Here is a 16,077-nt window from a genome sequence, read left to right on the forward strand (position 1 = left end):
CCGCGCGAAGCGCGGCCCGATGACAGGCTCCGCGCGTCTCGAAGGATGAGGCCCATATGGTGGCCTCATGGTTCGAGACGGCGCAAGAGCGCCTCCTCACCATGAGGGGATGTATTGGAGCCCGCCCAAAAAAGAAGGCCCGCAGAATGGCGGGCCTTCGAATTGGGCAGTTGGTCAGCGCGATCAGGCGGTCTTGCCGTAGACCTTGGCGAAGTTGTCCTGAGCGGTCTTGGCGCTGTCGGCGACAAGCTTGCCGAGATATTCGGTGGTGGCCTTCGCCCGCGAGACGAATACCTCGCCGTTGGCGCGGACCAGGTCCGACTGGATCTGGGCGGCTTCGCTCAGCGACTTCGCGGACGCGAGCTTGTCGATGCCGGTGAAGAACGCCTCGGCGTCCTGGTAGATCGCCTGCTGGATGTTGCGGCTGATCTTGGCGGCCTCGGTCACCGAACCGGCAACAGCGGATTCGATCACGGCGGTCACCTTCTCCGACCCAGCATAGGCATCGGCGGCGCGGGTCTTGGCGGCCTCGGCCTGCTTCTTGACGAACTCACGGGCGGCTTCCGGAACTTCCAGCTTCTGGAGCTTGGTGAATGCCTCGGTGACGGGGGCGAAGGCTTCCTTGACGCTGTTCAGCACGGAATTGGTTTCGGTGGTCATTGCGGTCTCTCCATCCTCAGGTTTGAGCTATGGGCTCACCCCGTCCGCTATGGCCCAGGGCGAGGATGTTGTGCCATAGTTAATGCTGCGACGCAACATAGATATTGCATCGCAATATCACGAACCCGTGATCGGCTAGGAATGCGGAGTGTGCTCGCGGAACCGGTAGTCAAAGGTGCCTAATTACTACCGAACAGCATCCGGTAGTCCATACGCCTCCATCTGCGCCCGGACCAGCGCCACATTATGCCCGAGCACCACAATGTCGTGGGTCTTGCCCTCGGCATCGCGAACGTGGTCACGGAGCAGCGCCTCCGCCTTGAAGCCGAGGCCCTCGAACAACGCGATCGCTGCCCGCTGGTCGACCGTCATCTGCACCGAGAACTTCTCCAGCCCGGCGCCGAGCGCGATAGCGAAGGTCTCCTGCGACAGCGCCCGGCCGACGCCCTGCCCGCGCACGTCGAGCGACACCACCATCCGGATTTCGCCGACATGCGGCGACCAGGAGTGGGGGTCACGCACCAGCGTGCCGCAGCCGACCACCTTGCCGTCCTTGATCGCGAGCAGGCTCGTGATGTCGCCACGCTCGATCTCGTTGATCCAGGCCGACAGCACCTTCGGCTGGCTGATGTTGCGCGGCAGGAACAGGAGATCATGCGTCGGCAGCTTTTGCGCGAAGGCCAGCACCGCGGCCTCGTCGGCGCGCGTCATCAGGCGAAACTCGATGTCGCCGGCATCCAGCTTGACGTGGCGCGGATAGGAACGTTGCTCGGTCATATCGATCTCTTACCCAACCAGGAGTCCAGTTTCGGCCATAGCCGCTTGATTGCATTGGCGCCGGCGACGAGCGAGACGTGACCGCCTTTCAGCATCACCTCCTCCTTGTCCTCGGAGCCGATCTTCGTGATCAGGTGCTTTGCCGCATCATACGGCACGATGTGATCGTGCTCGGCGACCGCATGTAGGATCGGCACCTTGATGTCGGCAAGCTTCGCGTCGCGGCCGCCGACCGTCATGGTGTCGTTGTAGAGCTTGTTGTCCCACATCAGGTCCTTGGTGATGGCGCGGAAATATTCACCCGCGAGCGGCAGCGTGTCGGTCGCCCAGCGGTCGAACATCCGGTACGATTTCACGAACTCGTCGTTCCAGATGTTCTCCCAGAGCTGCACCTGGCTGGCCACGCGCGAGGCCGGCCGCAGCATCTCGAACGATTGCAGGATCAGTTCGGGCGGCATGTTGCCGGCGCTCTCGAGCAGGCGATCGACGTCGAAATAGCGGCGGTCGGCGAAGTTGGAGAACAGCTTCATCTCGCGGAAGTCGATCGGCGTGGTGAAGCAGATCAGATTCTTCATCGGCCCATCCTTGAAGATCGAGCCGTAGAGCAGCGACAGCACACCGCCGAAGCAGTAGCCGATGACCGAGACATCCTTTTCGCCGGAATCCTGCTGGATGCGACGGATGGAATCCGGGATGAAGTCGAGGACGTAGTCCTCCATGCGGAGCGATTTCTCTTCCGGCTTCGGCGCGGTCCAGTCCAGCATGTAGACGTCGTAGCCGTGCTTGAGCAGGAATTCGATGAAGCTCTGCCCCGGCACCAGATCGAGGATGTAGCCGCGATTGGTGGTCGCCATCACGATCAGCACCGGCACCCGATACACTTCATCTGCCAGGGGGCGGTAGTGATAAAGGTTCATGGTGCCGCGCGAATGCAGCACGTCCTTTGGCGTCGAGCCGAGCGACGGGCCCGCAGTCGAGAAATATTCGACACCTTTGATGCTGCGCTGGATCGCGCGTTGCACCTCGGATTGAACCCGCTCGGGGATCGAGGCGAAATCAAAGCCGGTGGGAGCGTTCATTACGGCTCCCCCTCCGACGGAGGACGTTTGGTACGCGGCGGACGCGGCGCAGCACCATAGTCGCCCTCGGGCGTCAGCGAGTTATGATGTACCTGCTGCAGCAGCGACTTGATTTCGTTGAGCTGCCCCTCGATCGATTGCAGCCGCTCGGCCATGCCGACGAGCTGGGCGCGGCTCGGCAAGTTCATCGCCAGCAGATATTTCTCCATCAGCTCGGAAAGCTGCTTCTGCGCGCCCGCCGCGACGCCGCCGGCCTGATTCATCATTTTGGAGAACTCAGGCGACGACATCGCTTGGTTGGCGAAGGAGTTGAAGCCCTTCTCCATCTCTCCCATCATCGTCTGCCAGATCACGGCAGGGTCGTTGCCCTTGTCGGCCATTCGGCGCTCCTCCACACCAACTCCGAGCGCTTGGCGCGCTTTCGCTTGTTTCGAGCATACGACACCGTTGTCGCAGGCCGGTCAACTCCACGCCGTCGTCAACCACATCGAAAGCCTTCTGCGCTGCGTCAAACCGTGGCATAGAGCTTCCTGACCGCGATACCAGCAGGGGGATGCCCGTGACTTCGCTCGCCCATCAGCCGCCGCAGCTCGCCCGCGCCAATGGCATCGACATCTGCTACGAGATCTTCGGCCATGCGGACGCTGAACCGTTGCTCTTGATCATGGGTCTCGGCGCCCAGATGATCCACTGGGACGACGAATTCTGCCGGCAGCTCGCCGCGCGCGGCTTCCGCGTCATCCGCTTCGACAACCGCGATATCGGAAAGTCCTCGCATCTGAGCGGCGGCAAGCGTCTGACGGCGCTCGAATTGCTCAAGCTGCGCTTCCTCAAGATTCCGGTCGCGGCGTCGTACAGGCTGATCGACATGGCACGAGACACGATCGGGCTGATGGACGCGCTCGGCATCAGGAAGGCGCATCTGGTCGGGGCCTCGATGGGCGGCATGATCGCACAGGAAATCGCGATCACGTTTCCGGAGCGCGTACTCTCGTTGACCTCGATCATGTCGACCACTGGCAATCCCAGGGTGCCGGGGCCGAGTCGCGAGGCCGCCGCGGTGTTGATGGCGCCGCCACCCGCCACCAAGGATGAGTATTTCGCGCGCTATGCGCAGACCTGGAAGGTGCTGCGCAACGGCTCGTTTCCGGAGGATGAAGCACTGGACCGGTCGCGCGCGGAACGGACCTATGCACGTGGGCTCAATCCGGCCGGCGTCAGCCGCCAGCTTCGCGCGGTGCTGGCCTCCGGCAGCCGCAAGGAGCGCTTGCGCAGCGTCAAGGCGCCGACATTGGTGATCCATGGCACGGTCGATCCGCTGGTCCACCCCGAAGGCGGCAAGGACACCGCCGCCTCGATCCCCGGCGCAAAGCTCCTGATGATCGACGGCATGGGTCACGCGCTGCCGATCCCGATGTGGCCACAGATCATCGACGCCATCGACCAGCATGCTCGCCGCGCAGCCGCCAAGGCCGCCTGAACAAGGTTTCTTCCGGTAACCATGTGAGCCTGGGGTGCGCTCTTCCGGGCGCAGGCGCGGAGCCTATAGACTACCTGCCGCGGCGCATTGGCCGCTTGCAATCCGTCACCGGGAGCCTCCAGATGAACAGCCTGTTCCGGCCGCGAGCAGCGATCGCCGCTGCCGTCCTCGTTGCGCTCGCCTCCCCCGCCGCGATGGCGGCGACCAGCGAGGCCCAGCAAGAAGCCAACCGCAAGGCCGTGCTGGCCTTTTACGAGAAGGGACTGAACCAGAAGGATGCCGACGCAGCACTCGCCTATGTCGGCGACCGCTATGTGCAGCACAATCCGAACGCCGCCGACGGGCCGGAAGGCTTCCGCAAATTCATCGCTTTCCTGCGCGACAAATTTCCGAACTCGCACAGCGAGATCAAGCGCTCCTTCGTCGATGGCGATTATGTGATCCTCCACGTCCACGCGGTGCGCGAGCCCGGCACCCGCGGCAACGCCATCATCGACATCTTCAAGCTGGAGAACGGCAAGATCGTCGAGCACTGGGACGCGGTGCAGCCGATCCCCGAAACGTCGGCCAACAACAACACGATGTTCTGACGCAGGAACGCGCGGCAAACTCCGCCGTCGTCCCGGCGAAAGCCGGGACCCATAACCACCGCAGCAGGTTTAGCGAAGGCTGGGTCCACGGCCCCGCACAACAATGCACGACTGTGGTTATGGGTCCCGGCTTTCGCCGGGACGACAGCGAGGGTGTGTCTACCCGCCCGCCCAGACGTCCAGCACGTAGCGGTTGTTCGCGCCCATCTCCTCGATCCAGCGCGACGCCGCATCGGCATCTGCACCGGCGCGCTCGCGATAAATCGACATCAGTGTCGCCTTGACGTCGGGCTCCATCTTGCCACCATCGCCGCAGACATAGACGATCGCACCCTGCTGGATCAGGTCCCAGACCCGATCCTTCTGCGCTGCGATGAGATGCTGCACGTAGGTCTTCGGCCCGTCGGTGCGCGAGAACGCGGTGTGCAGCTCCGAGACGCCATCGGCCGCGAAGGCCTTCAGCTCGTCCGCATAGATGAAATCCTGCTCCGGATGACGGCAGCCGAAGAACAGCATCGCTGGCCCCAGCGTTGCACCCCGTGCTTTGCGGGCCGCGCGCTCCTGCAGGAAGCCGCGAAACGGCGCCAGGCCGGTGCCCGGTCCGATCATGATGATCGGCACCGCGTTGTCGTCGGGCAGTCGGAAGCCCGCCTTGGTTTCCTTCACGATGGCGTGGACTGTGTCGCCGGCGCGGCGGCGTGCCAGATAGTTCGAGCATGCGCCCCGGTAGACGCCGCGGCCGGAGTTCGCCGGCGCCTCGACCACGCCGACCGTGACGCTGCAGCGCTGTGCCTCACCTGCCGGTGACGAGGAGATCGAGTAGTAGCGGGGCGCGAGCAGCGAAAGCATCTCGAGATAAAGGTGGAAAGGCAGCTCGCAGGCCGGATATTCCTCGAGCAGATCGAACACCGATTTGCGCTTTGCCAGCACCTCGGTGCGGTAGCGCTCGGCGGAGGCATCGTCATCGCCGGCATAGGCCATCAGCCTCGGCTTGGTCACCGGGCAGCGGGTGTGCTCGGCCATGATCTGGATCTGCTTGCGGGTCGCGACCTGCTGCAGCTCGACAAATTCGGTGAGCAGGCGTCCGACCGACACCGCATTGCCGACGGGCAGTTGCGCACGGCGGCCGTCGGCAACCTGGAGCTTGATCTGGTCGGCCGGCAGGAAGCCGAAGCGGCGGGCGACGGAATCGACCAGCGTCGGATCATTGCGCGGCACGATGCTGAGGTGGTCGCCGACGCGGTACTTGAGGTTCGCCGGCAACTCGATTTCGATATGGCGCGTCGAGCGCTCGGAGGGATTGGCACCCTCCTTGTTCTGCAGCTCGTTGTTGACCAACACCTTCATCGGCACCGCGCCGCCTTGGGTGAGGATGGTGTTCACAGCCGCTTGCGCCACTGGCTCGATCGCGTAGAGCGGCTCGTCCTCGGCAGTGCGAGTGAAATTCCAGTCGATGCCGAACTCTTTGGTCGCGACCTTCGCGGCCTCCGGAAACCACTTCTGGAACTGGCCGTCGAGATCGCCGCGCGCATCGCCCTCGCCACGCGGATAGACGGCGCGGGCGCCATGCGCGGCGAGCTGCTCGTCGATGAAGCGCGGCACCGATTGATAGGTCGCGGCCCAATCACTGTTGCCGCAGCCGAACACCGCGTAGCGCACCCTCGCGAAGGCATCCTTCGGCAGCTCGCCGCCGAGCCATTTGACAAACTGCGTTGCGTTGTCCGGCGGCGCGCCATTGTAGGAGGCGCAGATGATCAGCACGCCGCCCTCCTCCAGCAACTTGCCGACATAGTCGTCGAGCGGACCAAGCCGGGTGGCAAAGCCGTTGATCTCGGCGAGATCGGCCATGCGTGTGGCGAGTTCCTCGGCTGAGCCGAGATTGGAGCCGTAGAGCACCAGCATCGGCGTGTTGTGGCCCGGACGCGTGGTCGGCGCACGTGCCGCCTTCGGCGCGGCAGCAACCGCGCTCGCGCTGCCGGCGAACGCGCCGCGCTCCCTGTCGTCGCGCGGCCGTACCTTGATCTTGAAGCCTTCCGGCTTGATCGTCAGCGTCTCCTTCAGATGCATCTGGTAGCGGTGCACGTCGATCAACTTGAAGCGCTGCAAGATCATGCCGATCGCGAGCGCCGCCTCATGCATCGCGAAGCCGCGGCCGATACAGGCGCGCTGGCCGTTGCCGAACGGCTTCCAGGCGTTGATCGGGCGCCTGGCCTCGGCCTCGTGGCTGAAATTCTCCGGGTTGAATACATCGGGGTTCGGCCCCCAGACGCTGGGATCGCGATGCAGCGCCATCACCAGCACGGTGATGAAGGTATTCTTCTTCAGCTTGTACTTGCCTCCGATGATCTCGTCGTTGAGCGGCGCGATGCCATAAGCTGGCGCCGGCGGCCACATCCTCAACGCCTCCTTCAGGCATTGCGTGATGTAGGTGAGCTGCGTCACCTGCTGATAGGTCGGCCTTGCATTGATGTCGGGACCGAGAACTCGGTCGACTTCCTCATAGGCCTTCTTCAACACCTCGGGATGCTTCAAGAGCGCGTAGATCGTGCACGACAACAGGCCGCTCGTGGTCTCGTGGCCCGCAATCAGAAAGGTATTGATCTGGTAGCGGATGTTGACGTCGTCGAGCTGTTCGCCGGTGGCGCGGTCGACGCCGGTCATCATCGCCGCCAGCATGTCCTTCTTGTCGTCGGTGGCAGCCGTGCTGGCGCGTCGCTCGGCGATGATCTCATCGACCATCCTGTTCATGAACGCGACGTCCTCTGCGAGCGTCTTGCGCCGCTTCTGCATCCATAGCCCTTCGAGCGGTAGGCCGCGGGTCATCATGATGGTCTCGAGCGAGCGCACCAGCGATTCCACGAACGGATGGTAGTCGCGGCGATAGAACGAGTTGAAGCGATAGTCGAAACCGCAGAGACCGATGGTGTCGAGGGTGAGCGCCGTCATGTCGTGGACGACGTCGATCTCCTCGTCGGCGTTGAGCCGCTCCCATTTCTTGACGAGCTGATCGGCGATGTCGACCATGCTCGGATGGTAGGACTGCATGGCGCGGTTGCCGAACGGCTGCATCAAGATATTGTGCGCCTTGCTCCAGTTCGGCTCCTTGGTATCTGCCGTAAACAGGCCATCGCCGCCGACCGCGCGCACCCGACGCAGCGAGCCGCGCACCGCCTTGTCGAAGCGTTTCTCGTCGGAGAGCTCGTCGACGAGATCGTGGCCGGAGACGATCACGATCGGCGCGCCCATCATGTCGAGCCAGAAGATCGGGCCGAGCTCCCTGGAGAGCCGCACCAGATGCTGCACCGGCGCGGTGGAATCCAGCGACAGCATGTTGCCGACCACCGGCTTCGTCGGCGGATGCGGGATCGGACTCAGCCTGTTGCTGGACGCCATCTTTGAAACTGCCCCCTCGCTACGCGCCGTCATCCCTGCCTAACGGCTTCGCCGTTATTGCTTGAGGAGCGCGCAACGCGCGCGTCTCGAAGGATGGCTGCTTGCTCCAGTCCCTCTCATCCTTCGAGGCGCGCCGAAGACGGCGCGCACCTCAGGATGACGTCTAGCCGAATTTCTTTCTACGCCACTCGATCAGCTTGGCGCTGACTTCTTCGGGCTTTTCCTGCTGCGTCCAATGGCCGCTGTCGTGGACCAGGTATTTCTCGAGGTCCGGCACCAGCCTCTCCATGCCGTCAGTGGCGGACGGCGGCAGCACGGCGTCGTTCTCGGCCATGATCATCAACGCGGGCACCCGCACGTGATGGTCGAGACCAGCCGAACGTTCCCAGTTGCGGGTGAAGTTGCGGTACCAGTTAATGCCGCCGGTGAAGCCGGTCTTGGTGAAGGTGTCGACGAACACCTTCTTCTCCTCCGCCGACAGGATCGGCGTGCGCGGATCATGCTTGGCATCGTAGTTCGCGATCATCTGCGGAAACGCGAGGTTGAGCCGGGCCGACGCGCCGACGCCGGCGATCGGCTGCTCCTCCGGCGTGCCCGGAGGACGCGCCACGGGCTTGCGCATGAAAGCATCGAAAGTCTGCTCGACGCGACTGCCGAAAATGCGGTCCGGCTCGCGGGCCGGATCCTGGAACTGGACGATATACATCTGGTCGCCGAAACGCTGGCGAAACAGCGCGATCGGATCCATCGGCGCGCGATCCCAATGCGGCGTGTTGACGCCGACGACGCCGGCGACCCGCGACGGATGCCGGAGCGGCATCTGCCAGACGACGAACCCGCCCCAGTCATGGCCGACGAAGATCGCCTTGTCGATCTTGAGATGATCCAGCAGCCCGACGAGGTCGGCGGTCAGATGCTCCATGTCATAGGCCTCGACCGGCTCCGGCCGGTCGGTCGCGCCATAGCCGCGCTGGTCCGGCGCGATGACGCGGATCCCGGCCTCGCCGAGCGCCTTGATCTGATGACGCCAGGAAAAGGCCAGCTCCGGCCAGCCGTGGCACAACACCACCGGCGGCACGTCGGTCTTAGGGCCTGCTTCGTAAAACCCCATGCGGATGCCGTTGGTCTCGGCGAACTGCAGCGTCGGCATTTCAATCATTGGGAGACCTCCTATTCGGCCGCGCCCTTGATGTCCGCAGGCGGAGGCGCGAACGCCGCCTCGAGTGCATCGAACTCGAGCGGCAGCATGTCGCACAGAACCTGCACGTGGGGAATGATGTTGGCGCCGACGATGAAGCCGAAATCAAGCTGATCGCGATAGCTCTGCACGGTGATGTTGAGCGCGACACCGTGGGTCGAGATCGAGACCGGGAAGATGTGCAACAGCTCAGCGCCGGCGGCGTACAGCGTCTGCCGCGGCCCAGGCACGTTCGAAACGGTGATGTTGACCGCCGGCGGCAGCACGTTGGAAAGATCAGAGCGGCTATAGAGCAGCGACATGACCTGGACCAGGATTGGCGCGCCCAACAACGAGATGTTGGAGACCTGCGGCATCAGGGCGCGCAGCGGATGCGACATTTCCTTAGACTTGGTGGATTGCGCGATGATGGTCTCCAGCCGCTTCCGGGGGTCCTCGACATCGGTCGCGATCGAGCAGATCATGCCGAACACCTGGTTGTTGGAGTCGGCATTGCCCTCCTCGCGCAGCGAGATCGGCACACCTGCGGTCAGCGACTTGTTCGGCAGCGCGCCCTGGCTGATCAAATAGCGCCGTACCACGCCGGAGGCGAGCGCAAGCACGACGTCGTTGAGCTTGCCGCCGGACGCCTTTGCCACCGCCTTGGCTCGCGACAGCGAGATCGATGTCCCGGCAAAACTGCGTTCGGACGAGATCGCCTTGTTCAGGATGGTCGGCGGCGAGGACATCGCCTGCAGGCTGTCGCGCGACCTCGGATCGGCGACCTTGGCTACCACGTCCGACAGGCTCTTCAGCACGGTCGGCATGCTGCCGGCAAACTTCACCGCGTTCTCGATCTGGAACATGGCATTGTCGAACAGGATCGAGCCGAGGTCGCTCTTGCCCGAGCGCGGCAGCTCGAGGTTCTTCTGCGCCGCGGCCGCTGCCTCGAAGGGCTGGGTCCAGAGCTGCTGATAGGCGTCGAGCAGATTGGCGGCGATGTCGCGCGGCTCTTGCGCGACCTTTTTCGCGCTCGGCGGATCGACCTGGCGCGGCACCGGCGTCACGTCATAGATCATGCTGGTCAGCGCAGCCCCTGCGCCGCCGTCGATGCAGGCATGATGCATCTTGGAATAAAGCCCGATCTCGTTGTCCTTCATGCCCTCGAACACGTAGAACTCCCAAAGCGGGCGAGCGCGGTTCAACAGCTTGGCATGCATCCAGCCGACGATGCGCTCGAGCGTCGCGCGGTCGCGCGGCTCGGGCAGGCTGGCGCGGAAGATGTGGCGGTCGATATCGAACTGATCGTCCTCGACCCAGGACGGATGATCGATGTCGAGCGGCGCCTTCTGCAGGCGTGCCTTCAGGATCGGCGCGATGTGCAGACGCGAGGCGAGCATCGCCTTGAACGCCTCGAAGAAATCGCCCTTGTAGTCCTCGGGGAGGCGAAAGATCGCCATGCTGCCGACATGCATCGGCATTTCCGGCGTTTCCAGATAGAGAAACGATGCGTCCAGCGAGGACAGCTTCTTGGCGTCGCCCATGGTTTCCTCCCGAGAGCAAGAACTCGTGCGGGCGCCCTGGCGGCGCTTCTTGTTGTCAGCTCAGGATAGTGCCTGTTCCGCGGGCCCATAGGCAATGGCAAAGGGACCGGACCGGTTAAAATGACGAAATTCGCCCTCCGGCTGCGCGAGGCGGTCGGCGAGCGCCCACAGCGCGGCCGGATTGACACCGAGCCCGATGTGGCTCGCGAAATGCACCTCGATGTTCTCCGCCGTCGGCGACGGCTGCACCCGGCTGGTCCGCCAGTTCACGATGCCGTCGGTGCGGGAATAGATCGAGGTCGTGGGCACCGGCATGTCGCCGGCGATCGCTGCGCGGATCTCCGGGATGTCATCCACCGCCTCGCCGGACAAGAACTCATAGAGCCGCGTCGCGTTGGTCGCACGGATGTCACCGGCAAACGGACTGCCCAGCGTGATGACGGAGCGCACCAGCTCGGGCATCTGCACCGCAAGATCGCGCGCGTAGACGCCGCCCAGACTCCAGCCGACGATCGAGACCTTGCGCCCGGACGCCAAGTGGATTTGCCTCAGAAGATCGCGCAGTGCCACGCGCCGGCTGGCAACGCCGCCGAAATTGCGGCCCATGTTCCAGGCATGGGCATCGTAGCCGAGCTCCTTCAGATAGCGCCGCATCGGCGCCATCGAAAGGTCGCCGGCGAGGAAGCCCGGCAGCGTGAGGACCGGATGGCCGTCGCCTTTCGGCGCCTGCATCAGGAGCGGCGACAGCAGCAGGCTTGTATTGAACTCAAACACACCGCGCGCCTCGGCCAGCATCAGAAACAAGCTTGGCGGGCGCAACCGGCGCTCGGCCGCATCGGCGCTCCTGTCCATGGCGGCCCCTATTTCTTGTCTTTCTTGCCCATGCCGCCGAGACCGGCCATCGCCACGAACATGTCCTGAAAGCGTTCGGCGAGCTTGGGATCGAAGGTGAACCAGCTCTGCATCAACGATTCCGGCGAGATCTTCTCGATGTTCGACAGCATCTGCTGCTGCAACTTGTCCATGACGGCGGTCTGCATCGGCGCCACGTCGGGCAGTCCGAAGAACTGCCGCGCTTCGAGGGGCGTGCAATCTATCTCGACATTGACCTTCATATCCGCCTCCTCACATGCGCCTCATCAGCATCAGTATCACCGCGACAGGGTGAGTCATGCAAGCGACCCGATCTGCACCGAGCCTCAGTCGGCCTCAATCATCCGTTATGGTCAACCAAACCGTTCCGCGGCAAATGGACCGGTATCCGCGAACGGCGTTTCGCCAGTCATCATCTCCGCGAGCAGCCGGCCGGTGACCGGTCCAAGCGTCAGGCCATGATGCTGATGGCCGAAATCGAACCAGAGGCCGGGATGCCGCGGCGCCCGGCCGATCACCGGCAGCATGTCCGGCAGGCACGGCCGCGCGCCCTTCCAGGGCTTTGCGTCGATGACCTCGCCGAGCGGAAACAGCTTCCGCGCCCGCGGCACCGCCAGATCGAGTTGGGCTGACGATGGGGGCGCGTCACGGCTCGCGAATTCGACGCCTGTGGTGACGCGGATGCCACGGTTCATCGGGGCGAGGCAGTAGCCAAGATCGGCATCCAGCACCGGCGCATTCATCACGGCATTGTCACGCGGCGCGACATGGACGTGATAGCCGCGCTTGACCTGCAGCGGGATCGCATAGCCGAGCGGTGCGAGCACCTGATCGGACCACGGTCCCATCGCGAGCACGACCTCGCGCGCGGTGATCGAACCCTGCAGCGTCGCGATCCGCCAGTTTCTGCCGTGCTACTCGAGCGTACGGCCGTCACCGACGAAGAAGCGGCCGCCACGGCGGCCGAACAGGGCAGCATAGGCCTTGACGAGCCCGCCGGGATCCGGAACGAAGCCCGGCGTCGGCAGATACACCCCGCCTGCGAACGTACCGGTCAGATGCGGCTCGCGCGCCACGATCGCCTCGGCGTCGAGCACCTCATTGTCGAGGCCGTACTCTTTGGCGCGCGTGACCTCGTGCACCGCCTTGGCCAGCGAGGCCTCGGAGCGATACAGCTTCAGCCATCCGGTCTTGCGCAGCAGACCCGGCACGCCCGCCTCAGCGACCAGCGCCTCGTGCTCGATGAGGCTCTGCCTGATCAACGGCAACTCGGCATGGGCGCTGGCAAGCGCTCGCGCCGGCGACGAAGCGAGGTAGTAGCGAAACAGCCAAGGCAGGAACTCCGGCAGGTCGACGACGCGATAGCGCATCTGCGGCGTGCGATTCAGCGCGTAGTTGAGGATCTCGCCGATGTCGCGCGGAAACATGTAAGGAAAGATCGACGCGCACTCGATGATGCCGGCATTGCCGAAGCTCGTTTCTTCACCGGCGACACTGTGGCGATCGATCAGGGCCACGTCCCGGCCCCGCTTTTGCAGGTGCAAGGCAGCACTGACGCCGACCATTCCTGCCCCCAGGACTACGGTGTCGGCCTTCAATTCCGCCATCCGGCACTCCGAAAGTTGAATGTCGCGCGCTCGCGGCTACCCCTTATCTTGAAATCCTAGTCATTGCGGCGCACCCGCGCAAACCGGCTAACCCTTTGGGAAATCGTGCTTGCGTGGGCAGCAAACTCTGGCAACATGGGCCGCAACAGCAGCCGGATGTCAGCAGCCGGCGGACAATTACGGGGGACGTTGAATCACATGTCGGTATGTTGGCGTTTGTTTGCGGCGACCACCGTCGCTTTGCTCGTTTGTGCCCTGCCGGCATCAGCCCAGACCTTGCGCTACGCCAACCAGGGCGAGCTCAAATCGCTGGACCCCTATACGCTGAAGGAAACCACCACGATCGCGCATCATGCCCATGTCTACGAGGGCCTGACCGCGCGCGACAAAGACCTCAAGATCATCCCTGCCCTAGCAGAAAGCTGGGAGACTCTGAGCCCGACCAAATGGCGCTTCCATCTGCGCAAGGGCGTCAAATTCCACAATGGCGATCCCTTCACCGCCGACGACGTCCTGTTCTCCGCCGACCGTGTCCGCGCCAAGGGCTCCAACTTCCTCAGCAACGTCCCGGCCGACGCAAAATTCACCAAGATCGACGATTACACCGTCGACGTGACGCTGGACTCGCCCAATCCCATCCTGATCTCGCAATGGGATAGCTGGTACATTATGGACAAGAAGTGGTGCGAAGAGAACAACTCCGTCGCACCGACGCCGGCCTCCGCAACCACGCCGAGCTACGCTGCGTTGCACGAGAACGGCACCGGCCCCTTCACGATCGAGAGCCACCAGCCCGGCGTGAAGACCGTGTTCAAGGCGTTTCCGGGCTACTGGAAGAAGCCTGAGCATAATCTCAAGGAGATCATCTTCACCTCGATCGGCTCCGACGCTACTCGCGTCGCCGCGTTGCTCTCGGGCGAGGTCGACGTGATCGAGCCGGTTCCGCTGCAGGACATCCAGCGTGTCAATGCGAGCGGCGTCGCCACCGTGATGACCGCACCGGAGATCCGCACCATCTTCATCGGCATGGATATGGCCCGCGACGAGCTCTTGTACTCGAACGTCAAGGGCAAGAATCCGTTCAAGGACATCCGCGTCCGCGAGGCCTTCTACAAGGCGATCGACGTCGATCTGATCAAGACCCGCGTCATGCGCGGCATGTCGACGCCCTCGGCGCTGATGATCGCGCCCGAGCTTTATCCGCTGTCGAAGGATTTCACCCGGCCGAAGGCCGATCCGGATGCCGCCAAGAAGCTCCTCACCGAGGCCGGCTACCCGAACGGTTTCGAAGTCACCATGGACTGCCCGAACGACCGCTACGTCAATGACGCCGCGATCTGCCAGGCGGTGGTCGGCATGCTGGCCCGCATCGGGGTCAAGGTGGACCTCTTGGCGCAGCCGAAGGCGCAGTATTTCGCCAAGGTGCTGAAGCCCGGCGGCTACCAGACCTCGTTCTTCATGCTGGGCTGGACGCCCGCGACCTCAGACTCCCACAACGTGCTGCATGACATCCTCGGCTGCCGCGACGATCCGAAGGATTCGACCCGTGGCGAGGCCAATCTCGGCGGCTATTGCAACAAGGACGTCGACGCGCTGACCGACAAGGTCCTGGTCGAGAGCGACACGGCCAAGCGCGACCAGTTGATCAAGCAGGCCTACGACATCGTTATCAAGGACGACGGCTACATTCCGCTGCATCAGCAACCGCTGGTGTGGGGCGTGTCGAAAAAGGTCAAGCTGGTCCAGCGTGCGGACAACCAGGTCCTGCTCTACTGGGCGACCAAACAGGGTGAATAGTGGTTTTGGCGAATTGGGTCCCGGAAGCGCCTGCTTCCGGGACCTCTCGTTTTCCGGCCGCGCAACGCCGCGCGCCGGATGTCAAAAGCAGTGAAAGGTAGAGATGCTCGCTTTCACTCTTCGTCGCCTACTGCAGGCCATCGGCGTCATGCTCGCCGTCGGCGTCATCGCGTTCGCGATGTTCCGCTTCGCCGGCGATCCGGTGAACCAGATGGTCTCGATCGACACCTCCGCCGCGCAGCGGGCCGAAATCCGGCACTCGCTCGGCCTCGATGATCCCGTGCTGGTGCAATTTGGCCGCTACTTCGTCAATGCGCTGCAGTTCAAATTCGGCGTGTCCTACCAGTTCCGCCTGCCGGTCTCCTCGCTGCTCGCGGAGCGCATGCCGGCGACGCTGGAGCTTGCGATCTGCGCGACGCTGCTGGCGATGGTGGCCGGCATTCTGATGGGGGTCTATTCGGCGCTGCGCCGTAACACCATCCTGGCCAAATTATTCCAGGCGGTCTCGCTGATCGGCATTTCTCTGCCGACCTTCCTGATCGGCATCCTGCTGATCTATCTGTTCGCGGTGACCTTGGGCTGGCTGCCCTCGTTCGGCCGCGGCGAGGTCGTGAAGCTCGGCTGGTGGAGCACGGGACTTCTCACCGTGTCCGGCTGGAAAGCGATCATCATGCCGGCGATCACGCTCGGCCTGTTCCAGATGACCCTGATCATGCGGCTGGTGCGTGCGGAAATGCTGGAGGTGCTGCGCACCGACTATATCCGCTTCGCCCGCGCCCGCGGACTGACCACGCGCGCGATCCATTTCGGCCACGCGCTGAAGAACACGCTGGTTCCGGTGATCACGGTCGCCGGCCTGCAGTTTGGCTCGGTTATTGCATTCTCGATCATCACCGAAACCGTGTTCCAGTGGCCGGGCATGGGGCTCCTGTTCGTGCAGGCCGTGCAAAATGTCGATATCCCGATCATGGCCGCGTATCTTCTGATGGTCTCGCTGATCTTCGTCACCATCAACCTGGTGGTCGATATCCTCTATACCGTCGTCGATCCGAGGCTGCGCACGACCGTCAGCCGCGCGACCTGAGGCGAGAGACCGATCC

The 16,077-nt window shown here is 63.6% G+C and carries 13 protein-coding genes and 1 pseudogene; 4 read left to right on the forward strand and 10 right to left on the reverse strand.

The annotated features are described in order from the left end of the window. Nucleotides 1-183: 183 nt before the first annotated feature. The 4 genes from P6U30_RS25415 to P6U30_RS25430 form a co-directional block, all read right to left on the reverse strand. Nucleotides 184-660, reverse strand: a complete 477-nt coding sequence (locus P6U30_RS25415; protein WP_407165614.1) for a phasin family protein — start codon at nucleotides 658-660, stop codon at nucleotides 184-186. A gap of 186 nt (nucleotides 661-846) precedes the next feature. Beyond that, complete coding sequence (locus tag P6U30_RS25420) at nucleotides 847-1,437, reverse strand: GNAT family N-acetyltransferase (protein ID WP_407165615.1); 591 nt, start codon at nucleotides 1,435-1,437, stop codon at nucleotides 847-849. Continuing rightward, nucleotides 1,434-2,516: a PHA/PHB synthase family protein gene (locus P6U30_RS25425; protein ID WP_407165616.1), complete on the reverse strand. Its 1,083-nt coding sequence runs from the start codon at nucleotides 2,514-2,516 to the stop codon at nucleotides 1,434-1,436. The genes P6U30_RS25420 and P6U30_RS25425 overlap by 4 nt, the downstream gene beginning before the upstream one ends. Further along, a complete protein-coding gene (locus tag P6U30_RS25430) occupies nucleotides 2,516-2,896 on the reverse strand; it encodes a hypothetical protein (protein WP_407165617.1) in 381 nt (126 codons plus the stop codon). Before P6U30_RS25430 ends, P6U30_RS25425 begins: the two co-directional genes overlap by 1 nt. Before the next feature lie 173 nt (nucleotides 2,897-3,069). Between P6U30_RS25430 and P6U30_RS25435 the strand changes: the two genes are divergently transcribed. After that, nucleotides 3,070-3,996, forward strand: a complete 927-nt coding sequence (locus P6U30_RS25435) for an alpha/beta fold hydrolase (RefSeq protein ID WP_407165618.1) — start codon at nucleotides 3,070-3,072, stop codon at nucleotides 3,994-3,996. A 122-nt stretch (nucleotides 3,997-4,118) separates the two neighbouring features. After that, the gene (locus P6U30_RS25440; protein ID WP_407165619.1) at nucleotides 4,119-4,586 is read left to right on the forward strand and encodes a nuclear transport factor 2 family protein; all 468 of its coding nucleotides are present in this window, start codon (nucleotides 4,119-4,121) and stop codon (nucleotides 4,584-4,586) included. Nucleotides 4,587-4,745: 159 nt separating this feature from the next. Here P6U30_RS25440 and P6U30_RS25445 read toward each other — a convergent pair whose 3' ends face one another. The 6 genes and pseudogenes from P6U30_RS25445 to P6U30_RS25470 form a co-directional block, all read right to left on the reverse strand. Beyond that, nucleotides 4,746-7,979, reverse strand: a complete 3,234-nt coding sequence (locus P6U30_RS25445) for a bifunctional cytochrome P450/NADPH--P450 reductase (protein WP_407165620.1) — start codon at nucleotides 7,977-7,979, stop codon at nucleotides 4,746-4,748. 163 nt (nucleotides 7,980-8,142) lie between these two features. After that, nucleotides 8,143-9,138 (reverse strand): alpha/beta fold hydrolase, encoded by a 996-nt coding sequence (locus P6U30_RS25450; RefSeq protein ID WP_407165621.1) that lies wholly within the window; start codon nucleotides 9,136-9,138, stop codon nucleotides 8,143-8,145. Between the two features lie 11 nt (nucleotides 9,139-9,149). Then, a complete protein-coding gene (locus P6U30_RS25455; protein WP_407165622.1) occupies nucleotides 9,150-10,700 on the reverse strand; it encodes a WS/DGAT/MGAT family O-acyltransferase in 1,551 nt (516 codons plus the stop codon). 60 nt (nucleotides 10,701-10,760) lie between these two features. After that, nucleotides 10,761-11,552, reverse strand: coding sequence for an esterase/lipase family protein (locus P6U30_RS25460; RefSeq protein ID WP_407165623.1), 792 nt, complete (start codon nucleotides 11,550-11,552; stop codon nucleotides 10,761-10,763). Nucleotides 11,553-11,560: 8 nt separating this feature from the next. Then, nucleotides 11,561-11,815 carry a DUF6489 family protein gene (locus P6U30_RS25465; RefSeq protein ID WP_407147547.1) on the reverse strand — a complete coding sequence of 85 codons (255 nt, stop codon included), beginning with the start codon at nucleotides 11,813-11,815 and terminating at the stop codon, nucleotides 11,561-11,563. A gap of 111 nt (nucleotides 11,816-11,926) precedes the next feature. Continuing rightward, nucleotides 11,927-13,180: pseudogene (locus tag P6U30_RS25470) on the reverse strand (NAD(P)/FAD-dependent oxidoreductase). Between the two features lie 198 nt (nucleotides 13,181-13,378). Between P6U30_RS25470 and P6U30_RS25475 the strand changes: the two are divergent. Both P6U30_RS25475 and P6U30_RS25480 read left to right on the forward strand, forming a co-directional pair. Then, nucleotides 13,379-14,977, forward strand: coding sequence for an ABC transporter substrate-binding protein (locus P6U30_RS25475; protein ID WP_407165624.1), 1,599 nt, complete (start codon nucleotides 13,379-13,381; stop codon nucleotides 14,975-14,977). Between the two features lie 103 nt (nucleotides 14,978-15,080). Next, nucleotides 15,081-16,061 carry an ABC transporter permease gene (locus P6U30_RS25480; RefSeq protein WP_407165625.1) on the forward strand — a complete coding sequence of 327 codons (981 nt, stop codon included), beginning with the start codon at nucleotides 15,081-15,083 and terminating at the stop codon, nucleotides 16,059-16,061. Nucleotides 16,062-16,077 lie beyond the last annotated feature (16 nt).

Source organism: Bradyrhizobium sp. ORS 111, assembly GCF_045571485.1.
Classification (GTDB): domain Bacteria; phylum Pseudomonadota; class Alphaproteobacteria; order Rhizobiales; family Xanthobacteraceae; genus Bradyrhizobium.

What these genes read in the sequence shown, in the direction of transcription:
- P6U30_RS25415 (WP_407165614.1), bottom strand. Translation starts at nt 660, where the DNA reads ATGACCACCGAAACCAATTCCGTGCTGAACAGCGTCAAGGAAGCCTTC.
- P6U30_RS25420 (WP_407165615.1), bottom strand. Translation starts at nt 1,437, where the DNA reads ATGACCGAGCAACGTTCCTATCCGCGCCACGTCAAGCTGGATGCCGGC.
- P6U30_RS25425 (WP_407165616.1), bottom strand. Translation starts at nt 2,516, where the DNA reads ATGAACGCTCCCACCGGCTTTGATTTCGCCTCGATCCCCGAGCGGGTT.
- P6U30_RS25430 (WP_407165617.1), bottom strand. Translation starts at nt 2,896, where the DNA reads ATGGCCGACAAGGGCAACGACCCTGCCGTGATCTGGCAGACGATGATG.
- P6U30_RS25435 (WP_407165618.1), top strand. Translation starts at nt 3,070, where the DNA reads ATGCCCGTGACTTCGCTCGCCCATCAGCCGCCGCAGCTCGCCCGCGCC.
- P6U30_RS25440 (WP_407165619.1), top strand. Translation starts at nt 4,119, where the DNA reads ATGAACAGCCTGTTCCGGCCGCGAGCAGCGATCGCCGCTGCCGTCCTC.
- P6U30_RS25445 (WP_407165620.1), bottom strand. Translation starts at nt 7,979, where the DNA reads ATGGCGTCCAGCAACAGGCTGAGTCCGATCCCGCATCCGCCGACGAAG.
- P6U30_RS25450 (WP_407165621.1), bottom strand. Translation starts at nt 9,138, where the DNA reads ATGATTGAAATGCCGACGCTGCAGTTCGCCGAGACCAACGGCATCCGC.
- P6U30_RS25455 (WP_407165622.1), bottom strand. Translation starts at nt 10,700, where the DNA reads ATGGGCGACGCCAAGAAGCTGTCCTCGCTGGACGCATCGTTTCTCTAT.
- P6U30_RS25460 (WP_407165623.1), bottom strand. Translation starts at nt 11,552, where the DNA reads ATGGACAGGAGCGCCGATGCGGCCGAGCGCCGGTTGCGCCCGCCAAGC.
- P6U30_RS25465 (WP_407147547.1), bottom strand. Translation starts at nt 11,815, where the DNA reads ATGAAGGTCAATGTCGAGATAGATTGCACGCCCCTCGAAGCGCGGCAG.
- P6U30_RS25475 (WP_407165624.1), top strand. Translation starts at nt 13,379, where the DNA reads ATGTCGGTATGTTGGCGTTTGTTTGCGGCGACCACCGTCGCTTTGCTC.
- P6U30_RS25480 (WP_407165625.1), top strand. Translation starts at nt 15,081, where the DNA reads ATGCTCGCTTTCACTCTTCGTCGCCTACTGCAGGCCATCGGCGTCATG.